A 23,896-nucleotide genomic window follows, 5' to 3' on the forward strand; every position below is an offset into this window, starting at 1 on the left:
ATTTTAAAAAATGATCAACCACCTATAGGCTATCAAGAAAATTCCTTCATGACTCGCTGCAAGATTGGCATGTTTGCTTCAGGAAAAGCGTAACGACTTAATTCCGCAACGGGAACCCAAGCGCCTTGCTGCCCTTCTTTACCGTAAGGGGAGTGTTCAAATTCCATCACGCAGATAAAATCGAACTTAAGCGACTTGTCTGGATAATCGAACTCGAGATGTTCGAATAAACTCAGCTCTGTCGCTCGAATTCCTACCTCTTCGTCTAATTCACGAACAATGGCTTGTTCGATCGTCTCCCCAGACTCGACTTTTCCACCTGGGAATTCCCAAAAGCCACCTTTATGCTTTTCATCTGGTCGTTTCGTAATAAAAACCTCTGACTTATCTCGGTTAAAGATAATGGCAGCAACAATATGCGTACGTTTCATTGTATTTTTCCTCAAAAAAAGAGCCGCCTAAGCGACTCTTTATATTTACCTTAGAACAGGATCAACTGCTAATTTGACCATGGCACTGTTTGTATTTCTTACCGCTACCACATGGGCAAGGTTCATTTCGACCAACTTTACGTTCTTCACGAACCATTGGTTGATGAATGTCTTCGGCTTTTTCACTATCAGCAAGCTGATTTTCAGCTGATGCGTGCTGTGCTTGAGCTCGTCTAGCCGCTTCTTCCGCTTGCGCACGACGCTGTGCTTCCATACGCTCCACTTCTTCTTGCTGCTGGACGCGAACTTTCGACAGAATCGTGATCACATCTGACTTCAGAGAATCTAATAGCCCTTCAAACAGTTCAAATGACTCACGCTTGTACTCTTGTTTCGGGTTCTTCTGTGCATAGCCGCGTAAGTGAATACCTTGACGAAGATGATCCATTGCCGCCAAGTGCTCTTTCCAAAGTGTATCCAGTGTTTGCAGCATGACAGATTTTTCAAAGTTGCGCAGAACCTGCTCACCAACCACCGCTTCTTTCTCTTTATAGACAGTAACCGCTGTTTCCAGGATCTTCTCACGAAGTGCTTCTTCGTATAACTTATCGTCTTCTTCCAACCATTGCTTGACGGGTGCATCGAGATCAAAGTCGTTTTTCAAACGTTCTTGTAAACCTTCAACATCCCACATATCTTCTAAAGACTGCGGCGGAATGTATTCATCGATCACAGCAGTGAGCACATCAGCACGGTTTTGCTCGATCATCTCGCTGATGTCTTCAACAACCATCAACTCATCACGAAGTTCATAAACAACCTTACGCTGGTCGTTAGCAACGTCATCGTATTCAAGCAGCTGTTTACGGATATCGAAGTTACGCCCTTCCACTTTACGTTGTGCTTTTTCGATGGAACGAGACAACATCTTAGATTCAATCGCTTCACCTTCTTCCATACCGCTTTGAATCAAACTTGCCATACGGTCAGAAGTAAAGATGCGTAGCAGTGAATCTTCCATAGATAGGTAGAAACGTGAAGAACCCGCATCACCTTGTCGACCAGAACGACCACGTAACTGGTTATCAATACGGCGTGATTCATGACGCTCGGTACCGATAATATGAAGGCCGCCCGCTTCCAGGACTTTATCGTGAACTTCTTTCCAATCCGCTTTAATCTTGTCTATTTGCTCTTGAGTCGGATTGTCTAGTTTTTCAACTTGAGCTTGCCAACTACCACCTAACACAATATCCGTACCACGACCTGCCATGTTGGTTGCGATTGTTACAGCACCCGGTGTCCCTGCTTCTGCAACAATTTCAGCTTCTTTTTCATGGAATTTAGCATTAAGTACGTTGTGCTTAATCTTAGCTTTCTTAAGCGCATTAGATAGAAGCTCTGACTTCTCAATAGAAACCGTACCGACTAGCGAAGGCTGGCCTTTCTCTACTCGCTCTTTAATGTCTTCAATGATGGCAGCAAACTTTTCTGCCTCAGTACGATAAACCACATCTGGCATATCGTTACGAATCATAGGTTTATTCGTTGGAATAACGACCGTTTCTAGGCCATAAATCGATTGGAATTCGAATGCTTCCGTATCCGCAGTACCAGTCATACCTGACAATTTTTCATACAAGCGGAAATAGTTCTGGAATGTAATCGAAGCTAAGGTTTGGTTCTCGTTTTGGATCTTAACGCCTTCCTTCGCTTCAACTGCTTGGTGAAGACCTTCAGACCAACGACGACCTGGCATAGTACGACCGGTATGCTCGTCGACAATAACCACTTCGCCATTTTCGTTGACGATGTAATCAACGTTCTTTTCAAACAACACATGCGCACGCAGTGCTGCATTTACGTGATGTAGCAGACTGATGTTTGCAGGCGAATACAGAGTATCTCCCTCTTCCATCAGACCATTTTTGATCATCAGCTCTTCAACAAATTCCTGACCCGTTTCTGTCAGATGAACCTGCTTCGACTTTTCATCTACCGTGTAATGTCCATCACCACGATACTCTTCCGAATCTTCTTGATCCTGCTTTTGTAAGTGAGGAATCAAAGTATTAATACGAGTGTAAAGCTCGGAGCTGTCTTCTGCTGGGCCAGAAATAATCAGAGGCGTACGCGCTTCATCAATTAGGATGGAGTCCACTTCGTCAACAATCGCAAAGAAGCGCTCACGTTGAACACGATCTTCAGCGCGGAAGGCCATATTGTCACGCAGGTAGTCAAAGCCAAACTCGTTATTTGTGCCATACAAGATGTCAGTTTGATATGCCTCTTTTTTCTCTTGGGGAGGCATGTTCGGTACGTTGACACCAACCGTCATTCCAAGGAACTCGAACAGAGAACGGTTAGTCTCAGCATCACGTTTTGCTAAGTAGTCATTGACTGTCACAACGTGAACAGCGCCTTTCAATGCATTCAAATAGGCAGGTAGCGTTGCTGTCAGAGTTTTACCTTCACCAGTTCGCATCTCAGCAATCTGACCAGCATTTAACACCATACCACCAATAAGCTGGACGTCGAAGTGACGCATACCATATACACGCTTTGATGCTTCGCGAACTGTCGCAAACGCTTCAGGTAGAAGTTTGTCTAATGTTTCACCCTGTTCAAGACGCTGACGGAATTCAACTGTTTTCGCTTTCAACTCTTCGTCAGAAAGCGCTTCAAACGTAGGTTCATAATTATTAATTTCTTTTACAATCTTTCTAAGGCGGCGTAACGTGCGGTCGTTGCGACTGCCAATTACCTTTGTCAGTAGCTTAGTTATCATTTGCTATGCATCTCTCTTTACTTAGATCGGGCCCGATCTACATTCTGTGCCTTCAGTCTCTAACAGTTTTGAACTAAGAATACTGAGATAAATCACTTTACCCAGATATTGCGATGAGAACTATATATTTCAAGGCTTAAGTGGCGCTTAGTTTAAGGAATTTTGCCTCTAACAACCAATAACAAGGTTATTTGTTTGAAGCATTCTTTATTTTTTGAGGTTATATGGTGGATGTTTATACGCTGATAAGGCATCTCTTCAATTTTCGCGGCTTACCGTACTCTAAAGTCAGCCACAAGGTTCTTCTTTTAAGCAGGCAGATTTTTGCCGTGCGGCAAACAAAAAAGCCAGACTTTCGCCTGGCTTTTCAAAACTTCAAATTTATTATGCAACAACCACATTAGGCTCAGCGAAGGCAACTGGAGAAGTCGCTTCTTCTTCGAACGTTACCCACTCCCACGCTTCTTGATCTGCTAGAACAGAACGCAGCAGTTGGTTGTTTAAGCCATGTCCAGACTTAAACGCACGGAACTCACCAATGATTGGATGACCACACATGTAAAGATCGCCAATCGCATCCAACACTTTATGAGTGACAAACTCATTATCAAAACGAAGGCCTTCTTCGTTTAGAATTCGATATTCATCCAGTACAATGGCACAGTCAAAGCTACCACCTAGACATAGATTCTGAGACTGTAAATGTTCGATATCTCGCATAAAACCAAAAGTTCGAGCACGAGAGATATCTTTTACAAAGCCTTGCGATGAAAAATCAAATAATAAATGCTGCTCATCAGATTCAATCGCGGGATGGTTGAATTCGATTTCAAAGTCCATACGGAAGCCATTGAAAGGGACAAATTCAGCCCACTTATCACCGTCTTCAAAGCGAACAGGCTTTTTAATACGAATAAAGCGTTTGGGTACGTTTTGCTCTTCAATGCCAGCTTGTTGAAGGAGGAATACAAAAGGGCTAGCACTGCCATCCATAATAGGAATTTCCGGAGCATCGACCTCAACCACAATGTTGTCTATACCCATACCAGCAAGAGCTGCATTGAGGTGCTCAACGGTTGAGATACGCACGCCTTCATCGTTCACCAATGCCGTACAAAGCATGGTGTCACGAACTGAAGCTGGGTCTGCAGGAAAATCAACAGGAGGATTTACATCCGTACGGCGGTAAATGATACCTGTATTTGCAGCCGCTGGGCGAAGAGTAAGTGTGACTTTACGACCAGAGTGGAGACCCACACCAGTTGTTTTCACTATTTCTTTCAGAGTACGTTGTCTGATCATCTGCTTGCCTCAGTACTAATTGCTACAAAACACGGTCAATAAGCAATATTGACCGCGAATCGTACCATAATTTTGAACAGTGTCAAATTATGATTTAATTTTAGTCAGCCTGACGACGCAAGAATGCTGGTATATCAAGATAACCAGTGTCCTTATCCGCTTTCGGTGCAGCACTTTGTTGACCAGCACCTGAGCTTGAAGGAGCAGAACTTGTCGGCTGAGGAGTCACCTGAGGTTTCTCTTGCAAACTTGGTGCCGATTTCTCTTCCACTTTATTGACAGCTGGCTGCTGAGTTGGAGCCGCTGGCTGAGTTTGTGGTTGAGAAACAGAAGCTACTTTCGTTTTCCCGCCCGCAACTAAAGTGATATCAGGCTTTTTCTCTGTACCGATACCAGTAGCAACAACGGTCACTCGGATTTCATCAGCCATATCAGGATCCAATGAAGTACCGATAACAACTGTAGCATTATCTGAAGCAAATGCTTTAACCGTATTACCCACCGTTTCAAACTCATCCAGACGCATATCAAGGCCAGCTGTAATGTTAACCAGAACACCACGAGCACCTGCGAGATCGATATCTTCAAGAAGTGGGCTTGAGATAGCCATCTCAGCCGCTTCTTCAGCACGGTCTTCACCTTTGGCTACACCGCTACCCATCATTGCATGACCCATCTCCGACATCACGGTACGAACATCCGCAAAGTCGACGTTAATCATGCCAGGACGAGTAATAAGCTCTGCAATACCTTGTACTGCATTCTTAAGTACGTCATTCGCACTAGCAAAAGCTTCAAGTAGAGTGATACCACGACCTAGTACCTTTAGTAGCTTTTCGTTTGGAATCGTAATTAATGAGTCTACCTGTTTAGATAGCTCTTCAATTCCTTGCTCAGCAAACGCTAAACGCTTTTTGCCTTCAAAGCTAAATGGCTTAGTTACTACAGCCACAGTAAGTATGCCCAGTTCTTTTGCGACTTCTGCAATCACTGGAGCAGCACCTGTACCTGTACCACCACCCATGCCAGCTGCGATAAATACCATATCGGCACCATCGAGCTCTTCTTTAATTCTATCTCGATCTTCGAGAGCAGCATCGCGCCCAACCTGAGGGTTAGCGCCTGCACCCAGACCTTTGGTAATGTCACCACCAATCTGGATTACGCTATTAACGCTTGTTTTACGAAGCGCTTGCGCATCAGTGTTGATGCTAATGAACTCCACGCCTTCGATGGATTCACGTACCATGTGTTCAACGGCATTACCACCACCGCCACCAACCCCAACGACTTTTATTACTGCGTCGTCAGACATTTCCATCATCGGTTCAAACATGTGTTATCTCCGTTTATCCTGCTGCTCAGGTTAAAATTCTTTTTGTATCCAGTTACGCAAACGCCCAAATAATGTCGTTACAGATTGGCGCTTAGGCTCATTGTACTCTGTATCGTCGTTAATTTGACTATCTCTTGCATAATGAAGTAAACCCACTGCCGTCGAGTGATACGGCTCTTTTACATAGTCTGTTAGCCCACTCACTTCTAGTGGCTTACCAACTCGTACTTGATTGCGGAATACACGTTCCGCACATTCTACCAATCCTTCAATCTGTGCAGCACCACCAGTCAGTACTACACCAGCCGCAAGGTGATGTTTTATCCCTTCTTCGCGCAGCTTCTCCTGAACAGTATCGATAGTTTGATTAACCAGCCCCATTAACTCAGTATAACGAGGTTCAATCACCTCAGACAAAGTTTGTCTTTGTAAACTGCGTGATGGTCGACCTCCTACACTAGGAACGTTAACCGTGTCATCCTTGCTGACTAGCTCACTCAGAGCACAGCCATATTTCACTTTTATTTCTTCGGCATCACTCACTGGAGTACCAAAGGCGAAAGCAATATCACTTGTTACCGCATTACCTGCATAGGAAAAAACTTCCGTATGTCTCAGTGCTCCGCCAGTCCAAATCGATACATCCATAGTGCCAGCACCGATGTCGACAACACAAACACCGAGCTCACGTTCATCTTCAGTGATCACCGCATTACTCGAAGCCAAACCGGAGTAAACTAAGTGCTCAACCTTCAAACCGCATCGCTCAACGGCTTTAATAATGTTTCTTGCCATATCATTGTGACAAGAGATTAAATGCACGCTGACTTCCATTCTTACTCCTGATAAACCTAGCGGATTTTTTATCCCTTCTTGGTAATCAATCGTAAATTCTTGTGGAATTACATGCAGAATGCGTTGTTCGTCACCTATTTTGATAGATTTGGCAGTATGAATCGCACGATCCATATCTTCCTGAGAAACCTCTTCATCAGAAATGGTTCCCATGCCTTTCTCTATTCGGCTAGCTATGTGTCTACCAGAGATAGAAATAAAGACATTACTGATCTGACATTCCGCCATTAGCTCAGCTTGGTCAACAGCTCTCTGAACAGATTTGACAACAGATTCTAGGTCGTTGACACCACCTTTATCCATTCCTCGTGATGGACTACTTCCTGCGCCAATTATGTTTATCTGACCATCAGGCAGTACTTCTCCAACCAGAGCTGATACGGTTGCAGTACCAATATCAAGACCAACAATAATGTTGTCATCAGCGGTCTTAGTCATCTGTGCTCTCTTGTTCTAACTCTTGCTCAGGGAACCAACCGACGGAGGCTCCCGTATCATACCTGAGGTCAATATAGCTAACTCTTTGTGAGTCGCTACCTAAGTTTTTGTATAAAGAGAGGAATCTTTCCACCCTCTCTTCTAAAGATTCTTTACCCAGCTCAAGCCGGATACCGTTATCAAGGATAATCTGCCATGCACGGCGATCATTCAGTAATAACGAGGAAATGTTCAGATTCAGCACTGCAAACTTAGGGTTAATTTGCCGCCATACGTCCAATACTTCTTGGCTCGTACCTGCGGGACCATAAAGCTTGACACGCTCTCCTTCTAGCTTGCCAATGTCGCCATTAAAAACAAGCCCTTGACTATTAAGGAGTTCACTACCATTCCAAATAGCAGCCGCTTCATACTCAGTCAGAAAAACTTTGACCGTGTCAGGCCATTGTTTACGAATCGATGCATGAGAAACCCAAGGGATAGCCTCTACAGTCTTCTGGAGTACTTTCACGTCTTGAGACATAAAGGTGCCCACATGTTGCAACGTAGCAAACGCACGCTGCACATCAAGGGAAGAAACGTATTTCAGATCTCCCTCCAAGACTATTTTCGATAAAGGCAAACGCTTATCATCCCACATCCAAGATATCGTGGAATAAAGGATAGAGCTTATCAATAGCAAAACCACCAGCAAAAATATGCTACCAAAAGCATGTTTATTCACTAGTGGAGAATCAGTAAAACGACGGCCTTCATCTAAAGTGCTCTCAACCAAGACCGTTGTCCCTGCTATCAATTCGCAACTTTAACCCCTATCTCAATTTCTTAAAAAGGTAAAAGCAATGACTTTAACTTCCGGATTATACTGGCGTCATTGAAAGTATCAAATACTGAAATTGAGAAATCGCACTTTAATTGCATTAATTAGTCGAATTAATCGAAATCTCATGTTTCCAATCACACCATATGCATCTTATCGATATTTAACTCAAAAGCCGCCAATTGTTTCGCTACTTTGCCAATATCTCCTGCACCTTGCGTTAGAACCAGGTCACCATCTTGCAAAACATTCGCTAAAACAGCAGGTAAGGTATTACTATCGGAAACAAAAATCGGATCGATTTTTCCTCGACTACGAATCGTTCGACATAAAGCACGCCCATCAGCGCCCGCAATTGGCTTCTCTCCAGCAGAGTAAACATCCAACATCAAAAGAACATCAACTTGTTCTAAGACATTAGCAAAGTCATCGTATAAATCACGAGTACGACTGTAGCGATGTGGCTGGAAAATCATTACCAAACGCTTCTCTTTCCATCCATTACGAGCCGCATGAATCGTGACATCGACTTCCGTCGGGTGATGGCCATAATCATCGACCAACATTGCGCTACCATTACCAGTATCAAACTCACCAAGGTGATCAAAACGACGCCCTGTGCCTTGCGTTCCAGCCATGGCTCGTAAGATGGCTTCATCGTCAATATCATCTTCAGTTGCCACAGCAATCGCAGCAGAGGCGTTGAGTGCGTTGTGGCGACCAGGAATGTTCAATGTAATATCTAGGTTGGCACGCCCCTGACGCACGACAGTAAACTTACCTTGTTGGCCTTCCTGATGATAATTTTCAATACGTACATCCGCATCTTCAGAAAAACCGTAGGTGATCACTTGGCGGCTGATCCTCGGAATCAATGCTCTCACGACTGGATCATCGATACATACAATCGCTTGCCCGTAGAAAGGAAGGTTGTGGAGAAAATCAATGAACGTCTGCTTCAGGGTTTCAAAGTCTCCACCGTAGGTATCCATGTGATCTGCTTCGATATTCGTGACAATGCTCACCATAGGCTGAAGATGAAGGAAGGACGCATCACTTTCATCAGCTTCAGCAATGAGAATACGGCTAGAGCCAAGACGAGCATTCGTCCCGGCACTCTTAACCAAGCCACCATTCACAAATGTCGGATCTAAACCCGCTTCCGAATATATCTGGGTTACCAAAGCCGTGGTCGTGGTTTTTCCGTGAGTCCCTGCCACTGCGATACCATGGCGAAAACGCATCAGCTCCGCTAGCATCTCAGCACGACGTACCACCGGAATTCTTGCCGCACGTGCTGCTTTAATTTCTGGGTTTTCTTCATTAATCGCCGTAGAGACGACAACCACACTGGCTTGTTGAACATTTTCTTCAGCATGGCCAATGAAGATCTTGGCGCCTTTATTAGTCAAACGCTCTGTCACTGGGTTTTCAGCTAAGTCTGACCCCGTGATCTGATAACCTTCGTTGAGCAACACTTCAGCAATGCCGCTCATTCCCGCTCCACCAATACCAATGAAGTGGATAGATTTCACACGACGCATTTCTGGCACCATGGCGCGAATTTGCGCTAAATCTTGAGTATGTTGAACTGTCATGAATATTTCTCGTTAATTCGTTAGCGCAATAATGGCATCAGCCACTTTGGTATCTGCATCCAGCTTGGCAGCTTCTCGGGCACTTTTGGCCATATCAAGCAGTTGTTGGCGATCCAATCGCTGGATCTGTTCGGTTAATTTCTCGACGGTAAGATCAGGTTGCTCAATCATTTTTGCAGCACCACATTCAACCAAATGATCAGCGTTTAGTGCTTGCTGCCTGTCTTTGTGCATAAACGGAATAAACACAGCCCCAACACCAGCAGCCGAGACTTCGGAGACAGTTAAAGCGCCAGAGCGACATACTAACAAGTCAGCCCACGCATAAGCTTCAGCAACGTCATCAATAAACTCGGTTGCTTGTACATCTGTGACGTTAAGCGCCTCATAGGCCGTTGCCACTTCTACCTGATTATTTTTACCCGCTTGGTGGCGAATTTCGTACTCAGCCCCAAGTTTTGACATCACTTCAGGCATAGTGCGATTGAGAATTTGCGCGCCTTGGCTGCCTCCCATAACCAGAATCCGGATTTTACCACTTCGCTCTGACATCCTATGCTCTGGGCTAGGTAATGCCACTACGTCTTGGCGAACAGGGTTACCCACAACTTCGGCATTGGGGAAAGCTCCGGGAAAAGCTTGGAATACTTTAGACGCAATGCGTGATAGCCACTGGTTAGTTAACCCTGCAACAGCGTTCTGCTCATGTAAAACGACCGGAATACCTAACATCTTCGCAGCAACACCACCTGGGCCACTGACATACCCCCCCATACCAAGTACAACGTCAGGCTGCCAGCGTTGCATGTGTTTTTTTGCTTGCAGTATGGCATTCAAGATTTGAAAAGGAGCTTTAATCATACGTGACAGTCCCTGACCTCGTAGCCCCTTGACTTTAATAAAGTCAATATCAATTCCGTGCTTAGGTACCAATTCCGCTTCCATACGATCAGAGGTTCCGAGCCAACGAATCTCCCACCCTTGCTGCTGTAGTTTTTTTGCAACCGCTAGACCTGGAAAAACATGGCCGCCAGTGCCTCCAGCCATCACCATCAATCTTTTATTCTTTTTCATTTTCTTCTTTCTGTTTCGGCTCGCTATTCAAAGCAATAAGCCGACATTCATGATCAATGCGAAGTAATATTGCTACCGCAGTCGACATAACTATCAAGCTCGAACCACCATAACTGATCAAAGGCAGTGTCAGCCCTTTCGTTGGCACCATACCTGCTGCTGCCCCAACATTAACTAATGTCTGAAAAGCAAACCAGATCCCAATACCGAACGCGAGATACCCACCAAACAATAAATCACTATCGAAAGCTCTACGACCAATCAGTATCGCTTTGACAACGAGGCTAAAAATCAGCATTAACACCAGAACTACACCAATAAAGCCTAGCTCTTCAGCTAATACTGCAAATACAAAATCCGTATGCGCTTCAGGTAAATATTCTAATTTTTGAATAGAGTTTCCTAAACCTTGGCCAAACCACTCACCTCGGCCAAAGGCCATTAAAGACTGAGTCAGCTGATAGCCACTACCAAACGGGTCTTCCCAAGGGTCTAAGAAGGAAGTGACTCGACGCATTCGGTAGGGTTCAATCAGAATTAAGCCCACGACAGAAGCGATCCCCACCACCATCAAAGCTAGAAACTGAGTGAGCTTTGCCCCAGCAATAAACAACATGCCAAACAAGGTGACAAGCATTACGATGACTGTCCCGAGATCAGGCTGAAGCAGCAGCAAACTTGCTAAGGTGCCAAACACCATGATGGGTTTGATAAAGCCACCAAAGAAGCTCGATCTCACTTCTTCATGTTTTCGGACCAAGTAACCCGACATAAAAATGAACAGCGATAGCTTAGCCACTTCTGCTGGTTGAAGGTTAAACAAACCAAGGGGGATCCAGCGAGAAGCACCGTTAACTGATTTGCCTGCAACGAGCACAACCACCAGGAGAAAAAAGGATAACCCTAGCAACAATGTACTGTATTCAGACCATTTCTTCAGTGGCACCTGTAAAATGATACTAGCGGTTGATAATGCCAACACCAAAAAAACAGCATGACGAAACATAAAGTGGAAAGGCTGATCCGTTAAACGGGAACTGATCGGAAATGACGCTGATGTCACCATTACTAAGCCAGTTAGCATCAGACCGAGAGAAATCCACACTAGTTGACGATCGAACAAAACTTCCGGTGACGAAGTGGTCAGCCAGCGTTGAGTCTTCAAGAAAAAGTGGCGTATCTGCATCCAAGTTGCTTCACTATGCGTATTGTTTGGCTAAAGCTGTAAAAGCATCACCGCGAGCCATAAAGTTCTTAAATTGATCAAAACTCGCACAAGCCGGAGACAGCATAACCATATCTCCCGACTCAACTTGTGAACTCACCCATCGAACAATTTCATCAAGAGTCTCAAAACGTTTTGCCTCTGGGTGTAGAGGGAGAAACTTATCACCATCAGCACCATAACAACAGAGCTGAACATTTAGCTGACTGAGTGCAGGTTGCAATTCAGAAAAGTCCGCACCTTTCCCATCGCCTCCCACTAATAGATACAACTTACCAGTCAGTGATAATCCTGAGAGTGCCGCTAGGGTGCTAGCTACATTGGTCGCTTTGGAGTCGTTTACCCACTTAACGCCTTGATTATCCACAACCACCTGACATCGATGTGTCAGCCCGTTGTAAGATTTCAGCGCCTCAAGCCCAAGAGATACATCAATGCCCACCTGAGTAAGTAGCGCTAGTACAACCAAAACATTAGCGACATTATGTCTTCCGACTAAGCTCAGCTCATCAGCAGCCAGTAAACTCCGCTCCCGGTGAGACAGATACTCTCGTCCACCCAATGTTTGGAGGTGGAAATCACAGGCTTTGTCCAAGCTAAACTCAATCAGAGGAAAATTGACCTGTTCAGGATAGGTCGCAGGATCATCCGCATTGACAATACACGCCTGTGAATGCTCAAAAATACGAAGCTTAGCCTGACGATAACCACTCATATCATCATAGCGATCCATATGATCTTCAGATAAATTTAAAAATGCAGCCGCTTTAAGATTAAGGCTCGACGTGGTTTCTAACTGAAAACTCGATAATTCGAGTACATATAGCTCGGCTTCTTGCTCCAATAAATCCAATGCAGGAACCCCTATATTGCCACCAATAACGGTCTTAACACCAGCAGCATTGGCAACAACCCCCATCAAGTCGGTCACTGTGCTCTTACCGTTTGAACCAGTGATTGCGACAACTGGCTTTTCGACCTGCCATGCAAATAATTCGATATCGCCGACAATTGGAATACCGGCCTCTCTTGCTTGCTTTAATTCCGGAGTCGCTAATGCAATCCCAGGGTTAGCAACTATCAAGTCTGCTGCGGATAACCAATCTAAGCGCCAGCCACCAGAATGCAACTCCACTTGCTTAGGCAGCGCTTCTCTACCTGGGGGATTATCTCGAGTGTCGATAACACGAATGGTTAAGTTATATGGCAAGTTCGCTAAGTACTTAACGACTGAGAGCCCGGTAATACCGAGCCCTACCACCACAACACTCTCTATGTTTTGCCAGCGTTCCATAGTCAAGTTGATTTTCCTTAACGTACTTTCAGTGTTGCTAAGCCAACAAGAACCAGAACAATTGAAATGATCCAAAAGCGAACAATCACACGAGGCTCTGGCCATCCTTTCAATTCATAGTGATGATGAATCGGCGCCATACGGAAAATGCGCTGACCACGCAACTTGTATGAACCAACCTGTAAAATCACTGACAGTGTCTCCATTACAAACACACCGCCCATGATCACTAAAACGAACTCTTGTCGTACCAGGACAGCGATAGTCCCTAAAGCGCCCCCCAGAGCCAGTGACCCCACATCACCCATGAAGACTTGTGCTGGATAGGTATTGAACCAAAGAAAGCCTAAACCTGCACCGACAATAGCAGTACATACCACCACAAGCTCTGACGCATGAGGAACATAGGGAATATGCAGATAATTCGCAAAGTTAACGTTACCTGTTGCCCAGGCAATTGCGGCAAAGCCTGCGGCCACTAATACTGTTGGCATAATAGCCAAACCATCCAAACCATCGGTCAGGTTTACGGCATTACTCGTCCCTACAATCACAAAGTAAGTCAGTACGATATACATCAAACCTAACTGGGGCATGATGTCTTTAAAGAAAGGGACAACAAGCTGGGTGGCCGTCGTATCTTTGCCGTAAGCATACAATGCAAAAGCAACCACCAAAGCAATTGCTGACTGCCAAAAATACTTCCAACGAGCAATAAGACCATCAGTATTTTTACGCACCACTTTACGATAATCATCAACAAAACCGACGGCACCATAGCCAATTAAAACCGCGAGCACAGCCCATACATATGGGTTAGAGAGATCAGTCCAAAGGAGAACGGTAGTCGTTATCGCAGTCAAGATCATGACTCCCCCCATCGTTGGGGTACCACGTTTACTAAAGTGTGACTCGGGACCTTCGTTACGAACTACCTGGCCAATTTGCAACATCTGCAAACGGCGGATCATAAGCGGCCCCATCCAGAGCGAGATACCTAATGCTGTCAAGACACTAACAATGGCACGAAACGATAAGTATTCGAATAAACGGAAGAATGAAAAGTATGGCTGTAGAAGCTCTGCAAGCCAAATGATCATGTATACATCTCCTTTAAAGCAGCGGCGATCTTGCCCATTCCTGCACTGTTTGCTCCTTTAACAAGTAATGTTTGAGAGCCTGTATTCAGGTTGAGCTGCTGCTTAATAAACTCAATCATGCTGTCATGAGTATCAAAGTGCTTTCCTTGACAAACGTCACTGATCGCTTTGGCGTCAGCGCCATAAGTAAGCACGTGTTCAAATTTAAATGGGGCCGCATGTTCACCGACTTGACGATGAAGTGCAAGACTTTCCTCACCTAACTCAGCCATATTGCCCACAATCAACCAGCGTATACCATCAAAGCTGTTTAATAAGTCTGCAGCCGCTTTCATAGCAGGAACGCTGGCATTATAACTGTCATCAATCAACCTTATGCTATCGGTTAGTTCGACAGTTTCAACTCGGCCTTTCACTTTTGATAAGTTAGCAAGGCCAGACACGATCATTTCTGGCGTAGCCCCAAGCTCCATTGCTAGAGCTGTTGCGGCAAGCGCATTGGCCACATTGTGTTGTCCAATAATACCGAGCTTAACATTCAATGATGTATTCGGTGTATCAATGGTAAAAGATGCCTTACCATTTTCGCTCATTATTACATTACGCGCTTTATATTCTGCACTGTTATCGGACAGTGAGAATGTCTTCACCGTTTTGTCAGATAACACTTCCTGCCAGTAGTGACCGCCATTGCTTTCTAAATTGACAATCGCGACCGCCCCCGGTTTTAGGCCTTGATAAATTTCACCTTTCGCTTGCTTGACTCCGTCCATTGAACCAAAGCCTTCTAAGTGAGCAGCAGCAACATTGTTGACCAATGCAACATCAGGATTGACAAGTCGTGTGGTATAAGCAATTTCACCGATGTGATTCGCGCCCAGCTCAATCACGGCAAAATCATCTTCCGGCTGAGAACGCAGTAAAGTGAGTGGCACGCCAATATCATTGTTAAAATTGCCTGCGGTATACAGCACTTGGCCTTTTTGCACCATAATGCTCGCAACCATTTCTTTAACCGTCGTTTTACCGCAGCTACCCGTAATCGCAACAGTCGGTGTCTGACAGACTTGATGAACAAATTGACCTAATTTACCCAGCGCAGCTTTAGTATCTTCCACTAATAACTGTGGTATTTGAACATCCACCGCTTTACTGACCAATAAAGCACTGGCACCCGATTCAACCGCTTGCTGGACAAAGTTATGAGCATCAAACTTTTCGCCAACCAGCGCCACAAACAAAGAGTCTGACTCAATGGTCCTAGTATCAGTAGAAACGGAATGAATAGCGGTATCATTACCGATAAGTTGAGCATCGAGCACATCAACAAGCTGAGATAGCATCAAAGTAATCATAGTGTTATAGCTCCAGAAGTTGCTCAGCAGACTCGCGATCGGAATAGTAAACCGTTTCATTCGCCAGCACCTGATAATCTTCATGGCCTTTGCCAGCAAGCAAAATAATGTCCTCTGCCTCACTATTCTGCAAAGCATGCGCTAATGCTTTATAACGGTCATGTTCAATAATCGCACCATCAGGTGAAACCATACCCACCAGCATATCTTCTACTATTGCTGAAGGCGATTCGCTACGGGGATTATCATCCGTTAAGATGACCACGTCGGCTAAAGCTTCACCAATAGACGCCATCATCGGGCGTTTACCTGTATCCCGATCCCCCCCACAGCCAAATATGACCCAGAGTCGCCCTTGGCAATGTACTTTTAAGGCGGACAGCGCTTTTTCTAAAGCGTCAGGCGTATGGGCATAATCCACTACGACTTTGGCTTTCCCTTTGGCATGGAACAGTTCCATACGGCCTAATACCGGCTTTAGCTGACTGGCACAGTCCATTAATGCTTGTTTCTCAATCCCTAAAGACAGTAAAGCCGCAAAAGCCACCAACACATTACTGGCATTAAAAGCTCCGATCAGTGGCACAGTAAAATGGCCTTCGCCGTACTGCCCAGAAAACGACAACGTAATGCCTGCTTCAGAATATTTAACATCAGTGGCAAAGAGTCCGTTGCCGTTTGGTATCGGAGATAAAGAAACCGGAGTACAACCTTCGAGCTGCTCTGCCCAAGCAGCGCCGACAGGATCATCAATGTTGATCACAGCGTGAGCGCAATCATGATGAGTAAATAAAGATAGCTTAGCCCGGGCGTATTCTTCCATCGTACCGTGGTAATCAAGGTGATCACGGCTGAGATTAGAGAAGACTCCAACCGCAAAACTCAGTGCTTTGACACGGTCTTGAACCAAGCCATGGGATGAGATTTCCATTGCCGTATACTGCGCACCCTGGCTTTCTAGATCCGCTAGCGTTTGTTGAATGTCAAGTGCATTGCCCGTGGTATTAGCGGTCGGCGTTAGTGAGTCTAAAAAGCCATTGCCCGTTGTTCCAAGCACCGCTGCTCGCCGCCCTGTTAACTCTAACCACTGAGCAATCAGCTGAGTAATGGTCGTTTTGCCATTGGTCCCTGTCACCGCAATCAATTGATTGTGTTTAAGCGGCAACAAGCGATTCGCGAGTTCAGACAGATGACGAGTCAAATGCGCGATATATATGACGGGAACATCATCCAAAAACTCAACAGAACCATGAACTTGCCGCTCATCAGCTTCAGCAATGATCGCATTTGCTCCTTGCTCAATAGCAGAGCCGATAAATTTTCTGCCATCAACAACATGACCTTTAATAGCAACAAATGTAGAGCCAGATATCACTTTACGGCTGTCTAACTCCAACTTTGAAATTACAATCTTGCCACCGTCCTGAGATGACAATTCAACCCAAGGTGCAAGCAGATTGACCAGCGTGAGTTCTTTGGACATTTAACGCCTCACTTATTCTTCTTTAAATCGGTTTTCATCAGGAGCGACATTGAGGATCTGAAGCGTTCCTTTCAATATCTCAGAGAATACAGGACCAGCAACAGAGCCCCCATAATAGTTGTCCCCTTGAGGTTCATTGACAACTACGACTAAAGCGACTCGTGGGTTGCTAACAGGGGCAACTCCTGCCGTATATGCAAAGTACTCGTCACCATAACCACCCGCTATCGCCTTACGTGACGTACCGGTTTTGGCTGCAACACGATAACCAGGGACAGCCGCTTTAGTCGCGGTACCGCCAGGTTGGGTAACCGTCTCTAGCATATTCAGCACCATATGCGCATCATCTTCATCGATTACTTGGCGGGATAAATCTTGCTGGTTATTTTCAATAATATGGATCGGCTGATACTTACCAAAATTACCTAACGTAGCATAGGCATGCGCAAGCTGAAGAGGCGTAATCGTCAAACCATAGCCGAAGGCTAAAGTCGCGATTTCAAACTTGGACCAACGGCGTCGGTTGGGAAAAATACCCGGAGTTTCACCAACAAGGTTAAGCCCTGACATTTCACCAAAGCCCACCGAACTATACATACCAAGAAGTGCTTCCAATGGCATATCCAGTGCCAGCTTGGCCACACCAATATTACTTGATTTTTTCAAGATAGTGGTTAAATCAGCCTTACCGACTTTGGAGGTATCACGGACTCTTTGCCCCCCAATCGGCATCAGGCCATTGCCAGTATCAATGATCGTATCCTTATCCGCTACGCCATTTTCAAGTGCCGCCAATACAACAAATGGTTTCACCGTTGAGCCGGGTTCAAACGCATCGGTAATCGCACGGTTACGCATTTTAGCGGACTGGAGATCAGAGCGGTTATTCGGGTTGTAGGATGGCGCATTGACCATAGCCAATACGGCCCCCGTCTTCACATCCAATATGACTGCCGTCCCGGATGTGGCGCGATAATCCGCCACCGCCTGTTTAATCGATCGATAGGCAATTGCCTGAATACGCTGATCAATGGTCAACTCCAGTGGTTTACCTTCTTCATGCTCTTCCAAAGAAATGTTTTCCACCACCCGACCATATCGATCTTTGCGAATGATCCGCTTGCCCGCTTCACCGGTCAACCATTTATCGTAACTGCGTTCAACCCCTTCTAGACCATGACCATCAATCCCTGTCACACCGACTAAGTGAGCACTGACCTCTCCCGTGGGGTAATAACGACGAGATTCTGCTTTCAGCCCCACACCAGCAAGCTTAAGCTCACGAATATAGTGTGCCATCGCAGGACTTACTTGGCGCTGAAGGTAGATAAAACGTCGGGATGCATTGTTACGAATTTTGTCGATCATGTCTTGACGGTCAAGACCAAGAACATCGGCCAGTGCATACCAGCGATCCATGTTGGCAAAACCATTACGTTTGAAAATCGTTGCGGGATCGGCCCAAACGGCTTCCACAGGCACGCTAACAGCAAGAGGTTCACCGTTACGATCAGAAATAATCCCTCGCGCCGAATGAATCGTCTTCGCGCGAACGGAACGTAAATCGCCTTGCTGAATAAGGTTGTCAGGCTCAACGATTTGAATATAGGCAATTCTTGTCACCAGCGCCGCGAAAGCACCAAAAACAAACAACAGCACTAAATAAAAACGCCAACGGATCAAGCTCGGCTGTTCTGCAACAGCTTTTTTCTTAGCAGCTGAGGAGACTTTAGTTTTACTCATGGGAGGTCGATAATCACTTCTTTCTCTGAGTCTGGACGTTTCATCTGCAACTCATCTTTAGCAATTTCTTGCACTCTGCTGTGCTCCGCTAAGGCAGTTTCTTCAATCAAAAGGTTACGCCACTCATTGTCTAGCCTTTCCCTTTCTTGTAGAGCCTGATCTTTCTCGGTAATCGCTTGACGTGTGTGATGGGTGGTAAATACTACCCCCATCGCTGATGCGAAGATCATGATCAATACCAGCAAAGGCACCCGACCTACGGTAAATAGGTCAAGTGCAATTAGCTTGGCGAGATTAGGCGTAGCTTTACTCATCGGGGCTAGAGTTTCTCCGCAATGCGCAGTACTGAACTGCGAGAGCGTGTATTTACATCAATTTCTTGTTTCGAAGGTTTGATCGCTTTGCCAATAGGCTTGAGGTTCGCACTTCCTAGCGCTTTGATCTGAGCTTCTGTCATGGGAATTCCATGAGGTACTTCTGGACCTTTGCTCTCTTTACGAATGAAACGCTTCACCATTCTGTCTTCCAGTGAATGGAAACTGATCACTGATAGGCGGCCTTCAGGGGCTAGGATACTCGCCGCTCCCTTTAACGCAGTCTCAATTTCTTCCAACTCACTGTTGATGTAAATACGGAACGCCTGGAATGAACGCGTGGCGGGGTGCTTTTTCTCTTTAAAACTCTTTGGCGCCGCGTCAGAAATAAGTTTAGCGAGCTGACCTGTACGCGTCAGCGGTTCGTTTTCTTCATTCTCACGGTAAGCAACGATCGCTTTAGCAATGCGGCGAGCATGTTTATCTTCACCAAACTCACGAATAACCCAAGTGATGTCATCAAGATCGGCTTCCATCAACCACTGTGAGACAGGAATACCCGATGTCGGGTCCATACGCATATCTAGTGGACCATCTTTCATAAAACTGAAGCCGCGTTCGGCATCATCAAGCTGAGGTGAGGAAACACCTAAATCAAGCAAAACACCATCAACTTGACCAACTAGGCCTCGCTCTTCTGCGTACGTCGCCATACCAGAAAATGGGCCATGAATGATGGTGAACCTAGGGTCATCGATCGTCTTTGCTTCAGCAATGGCTTGCGGATCTCGGTCAATACTAAAAAGGCGACCATTTTCACCCAACTGCGCGAGAATTTGGCGGCTGTGACCACCACGACCAAATGTACCGTCAATGTAGGTGCCATCAGGCTTAATCGCTAAGCCGTCGATAGACTCATGCAGTAATACAGAAATGTGCTTAAATTCTTCGGTCATGGTTTTTATCTCGCTCTCGCACAGGCGCGCTCAAACTTTCCAGTGTACTGATTTAGAAGGTGATCGTCACCCATCCCAACTCCGAACACGTGATATTGCGCTAAGTTTAGTGCTTGCAGAATTAATTTCGTCAACAAAAAGCAAAAAACCCATCATAACGCGGACGTTACGATGGGTCTCGAATAGGTGGAGCCGACATGTAAGCCGGGTTCTGTTCCGCTTGCGCGGTGGTAGCCATTCGTCTAGGCCAGCAATCGCTCACTGGCTCAAGCAACCTACCCGCTTCCTTACGCGAGCAACGCAATGTGGAAGCCTATTTGGTCTTGCTCCGGGTGGAGTTTACCTTGCGACGAACTGTTGCCAGTCGTCCGGTGCGCTCTTACCGCACCCTTTCACCCTTACCTGTACTCTTACGAGCCATCGGCGGTCTTCTCTCTGCTGCACTTGTCGTGGGCTTGCGCCCCCCAGGCGTTACCTGGCACCCTGCTCTATGGAGCCCGGACTTTCCTCCCCTTCATCAGTCTCCCCAACACAAGGTTAAAAGGACATCAATGAAGCAGCGACTACCCAGTCAACTCCGAGGCGGATTGTATAGAGATTGCTACTCAGTGTCTAGCGAGATCACAGATTAACCGTCAACCAAAGAGCAAGTGCTTAGAAAACGAGCGAAGGTGTGAATCACCTGTAGCCTCAATTGAGATGTTCTAATCCCCATTTATACAGGGCATTTTTCTTCAAGTTATAGATTTCTGCCGCCATAGCAGCCGCTTTCTTCAAAGGCAGCTCTTTCGTTAAGATAGCCAATGTCCGAGTTGCTTCTTCAGGAAGAGTGTCTTCTGCGGCCGCTCGGTAACCATGGATCAACAACGCCATTTCACCTCTTTGTTGATTCTCATCCGCTTTGACCCAGTCCACGAGTTCTCCTAACGGTAATCCGTGAATAGTTTCGAATGTCTTAGTCAGCTCACGAGCTAATACAACTTCACGCTCAGGCCCCAATATCTCTAACATGTCCTGTAGAGAATCCACAATACGGTGCGGAGATTCATAAAAGATACAAGTACGCTCCGCTTTGGCAATCTCAAGAAACTTATCTTTACGTCCTTTACTTTTTGCCGGTAAAAAGCCTTCAAAGCTGAATCTGTCTGACGGTAAGCCTGAAGCACTTAACGCAGTCACCACTGCACAAGCACCAGGAAGTGGCACAACTTTAACGCCCGCTTGACGACATTTTGTAACCAAGTGATACCCTGGGTCACTGATTAAAGGTGTTCCAGCATCAGAAACTAAGGCAATTGAATACCCAGATAACAGTTTCTCAACCAGAACTTGCGCTTTTTGCTGTTCATTATGATCATGCAGTGCAAAAGTTTTTGTCGAAATACCAAAATGAGACAACAATTTGCCAGTATGACGCGTATCTTCGGCAGCAATGAGATCCACACCGGTTAAAACATCGAGCGCACGTTGAGTGATATCACCTAAATTGCCAATTGGAGTCGGGACAATATAGAGAGTTGGGACCTCAGTTGGTAAGGTTTTGTTATCTGTCATTTGTTTACCATCACTTCAACGATTAATATAGACACAATTTTATACGGAATTAGTTAATAACTCATGGCCATGAAAAACCAAAAGCGACTCAGTGTAACACGCTTACTGACTCCTGTAGCCCTTGCTGTCACACTGGCAGCTTGTTCTACCGCACCTTCAACACCAACCAACGTTGATATTACGCTAGATCCGAACCAATCCATGCAAACTTACCTGATGCGGGCAGACAGCAGCGTAGGAAGTTTTCAGAGTGACTGGTTAATCATGGCATTAAAAGCAGCCATAGAATCGGATGACTTAACACAGGCTGATTTGCTAGTAAAACGCTTATCTAGACAAAAACTTTCTCATTTACAGCAAGCTGAGTGGCAACTTGCTCGTGCAGAGATACTGAATAAACAAGAGCAGTATGAGCAAGCACTTAGTCAGCTGAAGTTTAACCCATCATGGAACTTAGCCGACGAGCAATGGAAGGACTACCACCAGCTACGCGCGCAGCTATTGACTCAACAAGGTCAGTACTTTGAAGCGGCTCGTGAGCTGACTCAGTCTGCTGAGTTCGTTGAAAGAGCAAAACAAACGGCCATTGCCCAAAACATTTGGAGCAACCTCAACCAATACAATCAGGATCAGATAACCGAACTCTCTGCGGAAGCTGATGAAGAGGTGCTTGATGGCTGGTTACAGTTGGCTATTTATACCAAAACGCTATCCAGTAACATTCCACAACTCAAAAATACACTGGAAAAGTGGTTGGCAGAAAATCCAAGCCACCCAGCGGCTACCTATACCCCACAAGCAATTGTCAATATCCTGAATCTTGAAGTGGTCAAGCCCGTCAGCACGGCACTACTACTGCCTTTATCTGGTAAGTTTGCCAAGCAGGCCCAGCTCATTCGTGATGGCTTTATTTTGGAAATGATGAATGACACTGAACGCGATGAAAACGCCAACCTGACAGTCATTGATACCAATACCGTAACACCTGAACAACTTGAGCGGACTTTAGTGGAGAAAAATGTCGATTTCGTGGTCGGTCCGCTAATCAAAAGCAACATTGAAAAGCTCCAGCAAGCTCAAGCAAGCTTCTCTCGCCCATTACCGACTCTAGCTTTAAATATTCCTGATAACTTAGAGTCTGGCAACAATACCTGCTATTTGGCACTCTCTCCTGATCAAGAGGTAGCACAAGCTGCCAAGCACTTATTTACTCAAGGTTATCGCTACCCACTAATCCTCGCCCCACAAGGTCGATTAGGGACACGTGTTGTTGAAGCATTTGAAGAAGAATGGAAGAAATACAGTAAAGACAAAGTAGCCGTTAACCTGTTTGGCGATAAGCGTCAATTACAGCGCGATATCAATAAAGTCTTTGGCCTACAAGAGAGTCAGCAGCATATTGCCCAAATGGAGTCATTGCTGGCGATACCTTTGGAAAGCCAACCACGTAGCCGCCGCGATATTGATGCGGTTTACATTGTTGCAGGCAGCTCCGAGCTAACTCTGATCAAACCATTCATCGAAGTGGCCGTAAACCCCGACACAGTGCCACCAAAGCTGTTTTCTAACTCTCGTAGTAATAGCGGTCGCCAACAGTATGAAGATCTCTCTGGCGTCATGTACAGTGATATTCCACTGCTCATTCAGCCAAATGAGGCACTTGAAGCCCAGATGGAGCAACTGTGGCCAAAAGATTCTAATGCAGAAAAGCGCTTACAAGCTTTAGGTATGGACGCCTACTTACTGATGGAGCAGTTACCACAAATGAAGGTCGTTGATGGGCATACATTACAGGGTAATACTGGAGTGTTAAGCATCAACAAAGATTGTGTGGTGCAACGTGAGATGAGTTGGGCCGAACATGGCGTGGCTAAATAAACGTCAAAGCGGTGAGCATTATGAGGCCTTGGCGGAGCAATATTTGATCCGCCAAGGGCTTTCCCCAATCGGTAAAAACTTCCATTCCAAAGGTGGGGAACTCGATCTTATAATGCTTGATGGTTCGACTATCGTATTCATTGAAGTACGTTATCGTTCAAACCAGCGTTACGGTCATGCAGCAGAAACCGTCACCCCATGCAAGATGAACAAACTTATTCACGCTGCAAACACTTGGCTGATGAAGCAGGGTAAATCCGTACATACTACTGATTTTCGATTTGACTTAGTGGCCATGCACCAGCAAGGTAAGCAGATCGACTGGATAAAAAACGCAATAACTCAAGGATAA

At 45.6% G+C, this 23,896-nt stretch carries 19 protein-coding genes and 1 other RNA gene; 2 read left to right on the forward strand and 18 right to left on the reverse strand.

Annotation, left to right across the window (positions count from 1 at the left end):
• Window positions 1–32: 32 nt before the first annotated feature.
• The 18 genes from mutT to rsmI form a co-directional block, all read right to left on the reverse strand.
• Window positions 33–431 (reverse strand): 8-oxo-dGTP diphosphatase MutT, encoded by a 399-nt coding sequence (gene mutT / locus L1D23_RS07315; RefSeq protein WP_239865108.1) that lies wholly within the window; start codon window positions 429–431, stop codon window positions 33–35.
• Between the two features lie 61 nt (window positions 432–492).
• A complete protein-coding gene (gene secA, locus L1D23_RS07320) occupies window positions 493–3,219 on the reverse strand; it encodes a preprotein translocase subunit SecA (RefSeq protein WP_239865111.1) in 2,727 nt (908 codons plus the stop codon).
• Between the two features lie 384 nt (window positions 3,220–3,603).
• Window positions 3,604–4,521: a UDP-3-O-acyl-N-acetylglucosamine deacetylase gene (gene lpxC, locus L1D23_RS07325; RefSeq protein ID WP_239837705.1), complete on the reverse strand. Its 918-nt coding sequence runs from the start codon at window positions 4,519–4,521 to the stop codon at window positions 3,604–3,606.
• Window positions 4,522–4,621: 100 nt separating this feature from the next.
• The gene (gene ftsZ / locus L1D23_RS07330; protein WP_239865113.1) at window positions 4,622–5,857 is read right to left on the reverse strand and encodes a cell division protein FtsZ; all 1,236 of its coding nucleotides are present in this window, start codon (window positions 5,855–5,857) and stop codon (window positions 4,622–4,624) included.
• 30 nt (window positions 5,858–5,887) lie between these two features.
• Complete coding sequence (gene ftsA, locus L1D23_RS07335; protein ID WP_239837707.1) at window positions 5,888–7,150, reverse strand: cell division protein FtsA; 1,263 nt, start codon at window positions 7,148–7,150, stop codon at window positions 5,888–5,890.
• Complete coding sequence (locus L1D23_RS07340; RefSeq protein WP_239865115.1) at window positions 7,143–7,925, reverse strand: cell division protein FtsQ/DivIB; 783 nt, start codon at window positions 7,923–7,925, stop codon at window positions 7,143–7,145. The genes ftsA and L1D23_RS07340 overlap by 8 nt, the downstream gene beginning before the upstream one ends.
• 182 nt (window positions 7,926–8,107) lie before the next feature.
• The gene (gene murC, locus L1D23_RS07345; RefSeq protein ID WP_239865117.1) at window positions 8,108–9,568 is read right to left on the reverse strand and encodes a UDP-N-acetylmuramate--L-alanine ligase; all 1,461 of its coding nucleotides are present in this window, start codon (window positions 9,566–9,568) and stop codon (window positions 8,108–8,110) included.
• A gap of 12 nt (window positions 9,569–9,580) precedes the next feature.
• Window positions 9,581–10,642, reverse strand: a complete 1,062-nt coding sequence (murG, locus tag L1D23_RS07350) for an undecaprenyldiphospho-muramoylpentapeptide beta-N-acetylglucosaminyltransferase (protein WP_239865119.1) — start codon at window positions 10,640–10,642, stop codon at window positions 9,581–9,583.
• Window positions 10,629–11,828, reverse strand: a complete 1,200-nt coding sequence (gene ftsW / locus L1D23_RS07355) for a cell division protein FtsW (RefSeq protein WP_239865120.1) — start codon at window positions 11,826–11,828, stop codon at window positions 10,629–10,631. Before ftsW ends, murG begins: the two co-directional genes overlap by 14 nt.
• A 13-nt stretch (window positions 11,829–11,841) precedes the next feature.
• Window positions 11,842–13,161 (reverse strand): UDP-N-acetylmuramoyl-L-alanine--D-glutamate ligase, encoded by a 1,320-nt coding sequence (murD, locus tag L1D23_RS07360; protein ID WP_239865121.1) that lies wholly within the window; start codon window positions 13,159–13,161, stop codon window positions 11,842–11,844.
• A 17-nt stretch (window positions 13,162–13,178) separates the two neighbouring features.
• Window positions 13,179–14,261, reverse strand: coding sequence for a phospho-N-acetylmuramoyl-pentapeptide-transferase (gene mraY, locus L1D23_RS07365; protein WP_239837713.1), 1,083 nt, complete (start codon window positions 14,259–14,261; stop codon window positions 13,179–13,181).
• A complete protein-coding gene (gene murF, locus L1D23_RS07370) occupies window positions 14,258–15,616 on the reverse strand; it encodes a UDP-N-acetylmuramoyl-tripeptide--D-alanyl-D-alanine ligase (RefSeq protein ID WP_239865414.1) in 1,359 nt (452 codons plus the stop codon). The genes mraY and murF overlap by 4 nt, the downstream gene beginning before the upstream one ends.
• A gap of 4 nt (window positions 15,617–15,620) precedes the next feature.
• Window positions 15,621–17,099: a UDP-N-acetylmuramoyl-L-alanyl-D-glutamate--2,6-diaminopimelate ligase gene (gene murE / locus L1D23_RS07375; RefSeq protein ID WP_239865122.1), complete on the reverse strand. Its 1,479-nt coding sequence runs from the start codon at window positions 17,097–17,099 to the stop codon at window positions 15,621–15,623.
• Between the two features lie 12 nt (window positions 17,100–17,111).
• On the reverse strand, window positions 17,112–18,842 hold the full coding sequence (locus L1D23_RS07380) for a penicillin-binding transpeptidase domain-containing protein (protein ID WP_239837715.1): 1,731 nt from the start codon (window positions 18,840–18,842) through the stop codon (window positions 17,112–17,114).
• The gene (gene ftsL, locus L1D23_RS07385; RefSeq protein ID WP_239865123.1) at window positions 18,839–19,156 is read right to left on the reverse strand and encodes a cell division protein FtsL; all 318 of its coding nucleotides are present in this window, start codon (window positions 19,154–19,156) and stop codon (window positions 18,839–18,841) included. Before ftsL ends, L1D23_RS07380 begins: the two co-directional genes overlap by 4 nt.
• A 5-nt stretch (window positions 19,157–19,161) precedes the next feature.
• Window positions 19,162–20,112, reverse strand: a complete 951-nt coding sequence (gene rsmH / locus L1D23_RS07390) for a 16S rRNA (cytosine(1402)-N(4))-methyltransferase RsmH (protein ID WP_239865124.1) — start codon at window positions 20,110–20,112, stop codon at window positions 19,162–19,164.
• Window positions 20,113–20,296: 184 nt separating this feature from the next.
• Window positions 20,297–20,691: RNase P RNA component class A (gene rnpB, locus L1D23_RS07395), an RNA gene on the reverse strand.
• 111 nt (window positions 20,692–20,802) lie between these two features.
• Window positions 20,803–21,666, reverse strand: a complete 864-nt coding sequence (rsmI, locus tag L1D23_RS07400) for a 16S rRNA (cytidine(1402)-2'-O)-methyltransferase (protein WP_239865126.1) — start codon at window positions 21,664–21,666, stop codon at window positions 20,803–20,805.
• A 63-nt stretch (window positions 21,667–21,729) separates the two neighbouring features.
• On the opposite strand from rsmI, the gene L1D23_RS07405 reads away from it, so the two are divergent.
• Together L1D23_RS07405 and L1D23_RS07410 are read left to right on the forward strand one after the other, a co-directional pair.
• The gene (locus tag L1D23_RS07405) at window positions 21,730–23,544 is read left to right on the forward strand and encodes a penicillin-binding protein activator (RefSeq protein ID WP_239865128.1); all 1,815 of its coding nucleotides are present in this window, start codon (window positions 21,730–21,732) and stop codon (window positions 23,542–23,544) included.
• A complete protein-coding gene (locus L1D23_RS07410) occupies window positions 23,528–23,896 on the forward strand; it encodes a YraN family protein (protein ID WP_239837720.1) in 369 nt (122 codons plus the stop codon). The genes L1D23_RS07405 and L1D23_RS07410 overlap by 17 nt, the downstream gene beginning before the upstream one ends.

Source organism: Vibrio sp. Isolate24 (genome assembly GCF_022398215.1).
GTDB classification, from domain to species: Bacteria; Pseudomonadota; Gammaproteobacteria; order Enterobacterales; family Vibrionaceae; genus Vibrio; species Vibrio coralliilyticus_A.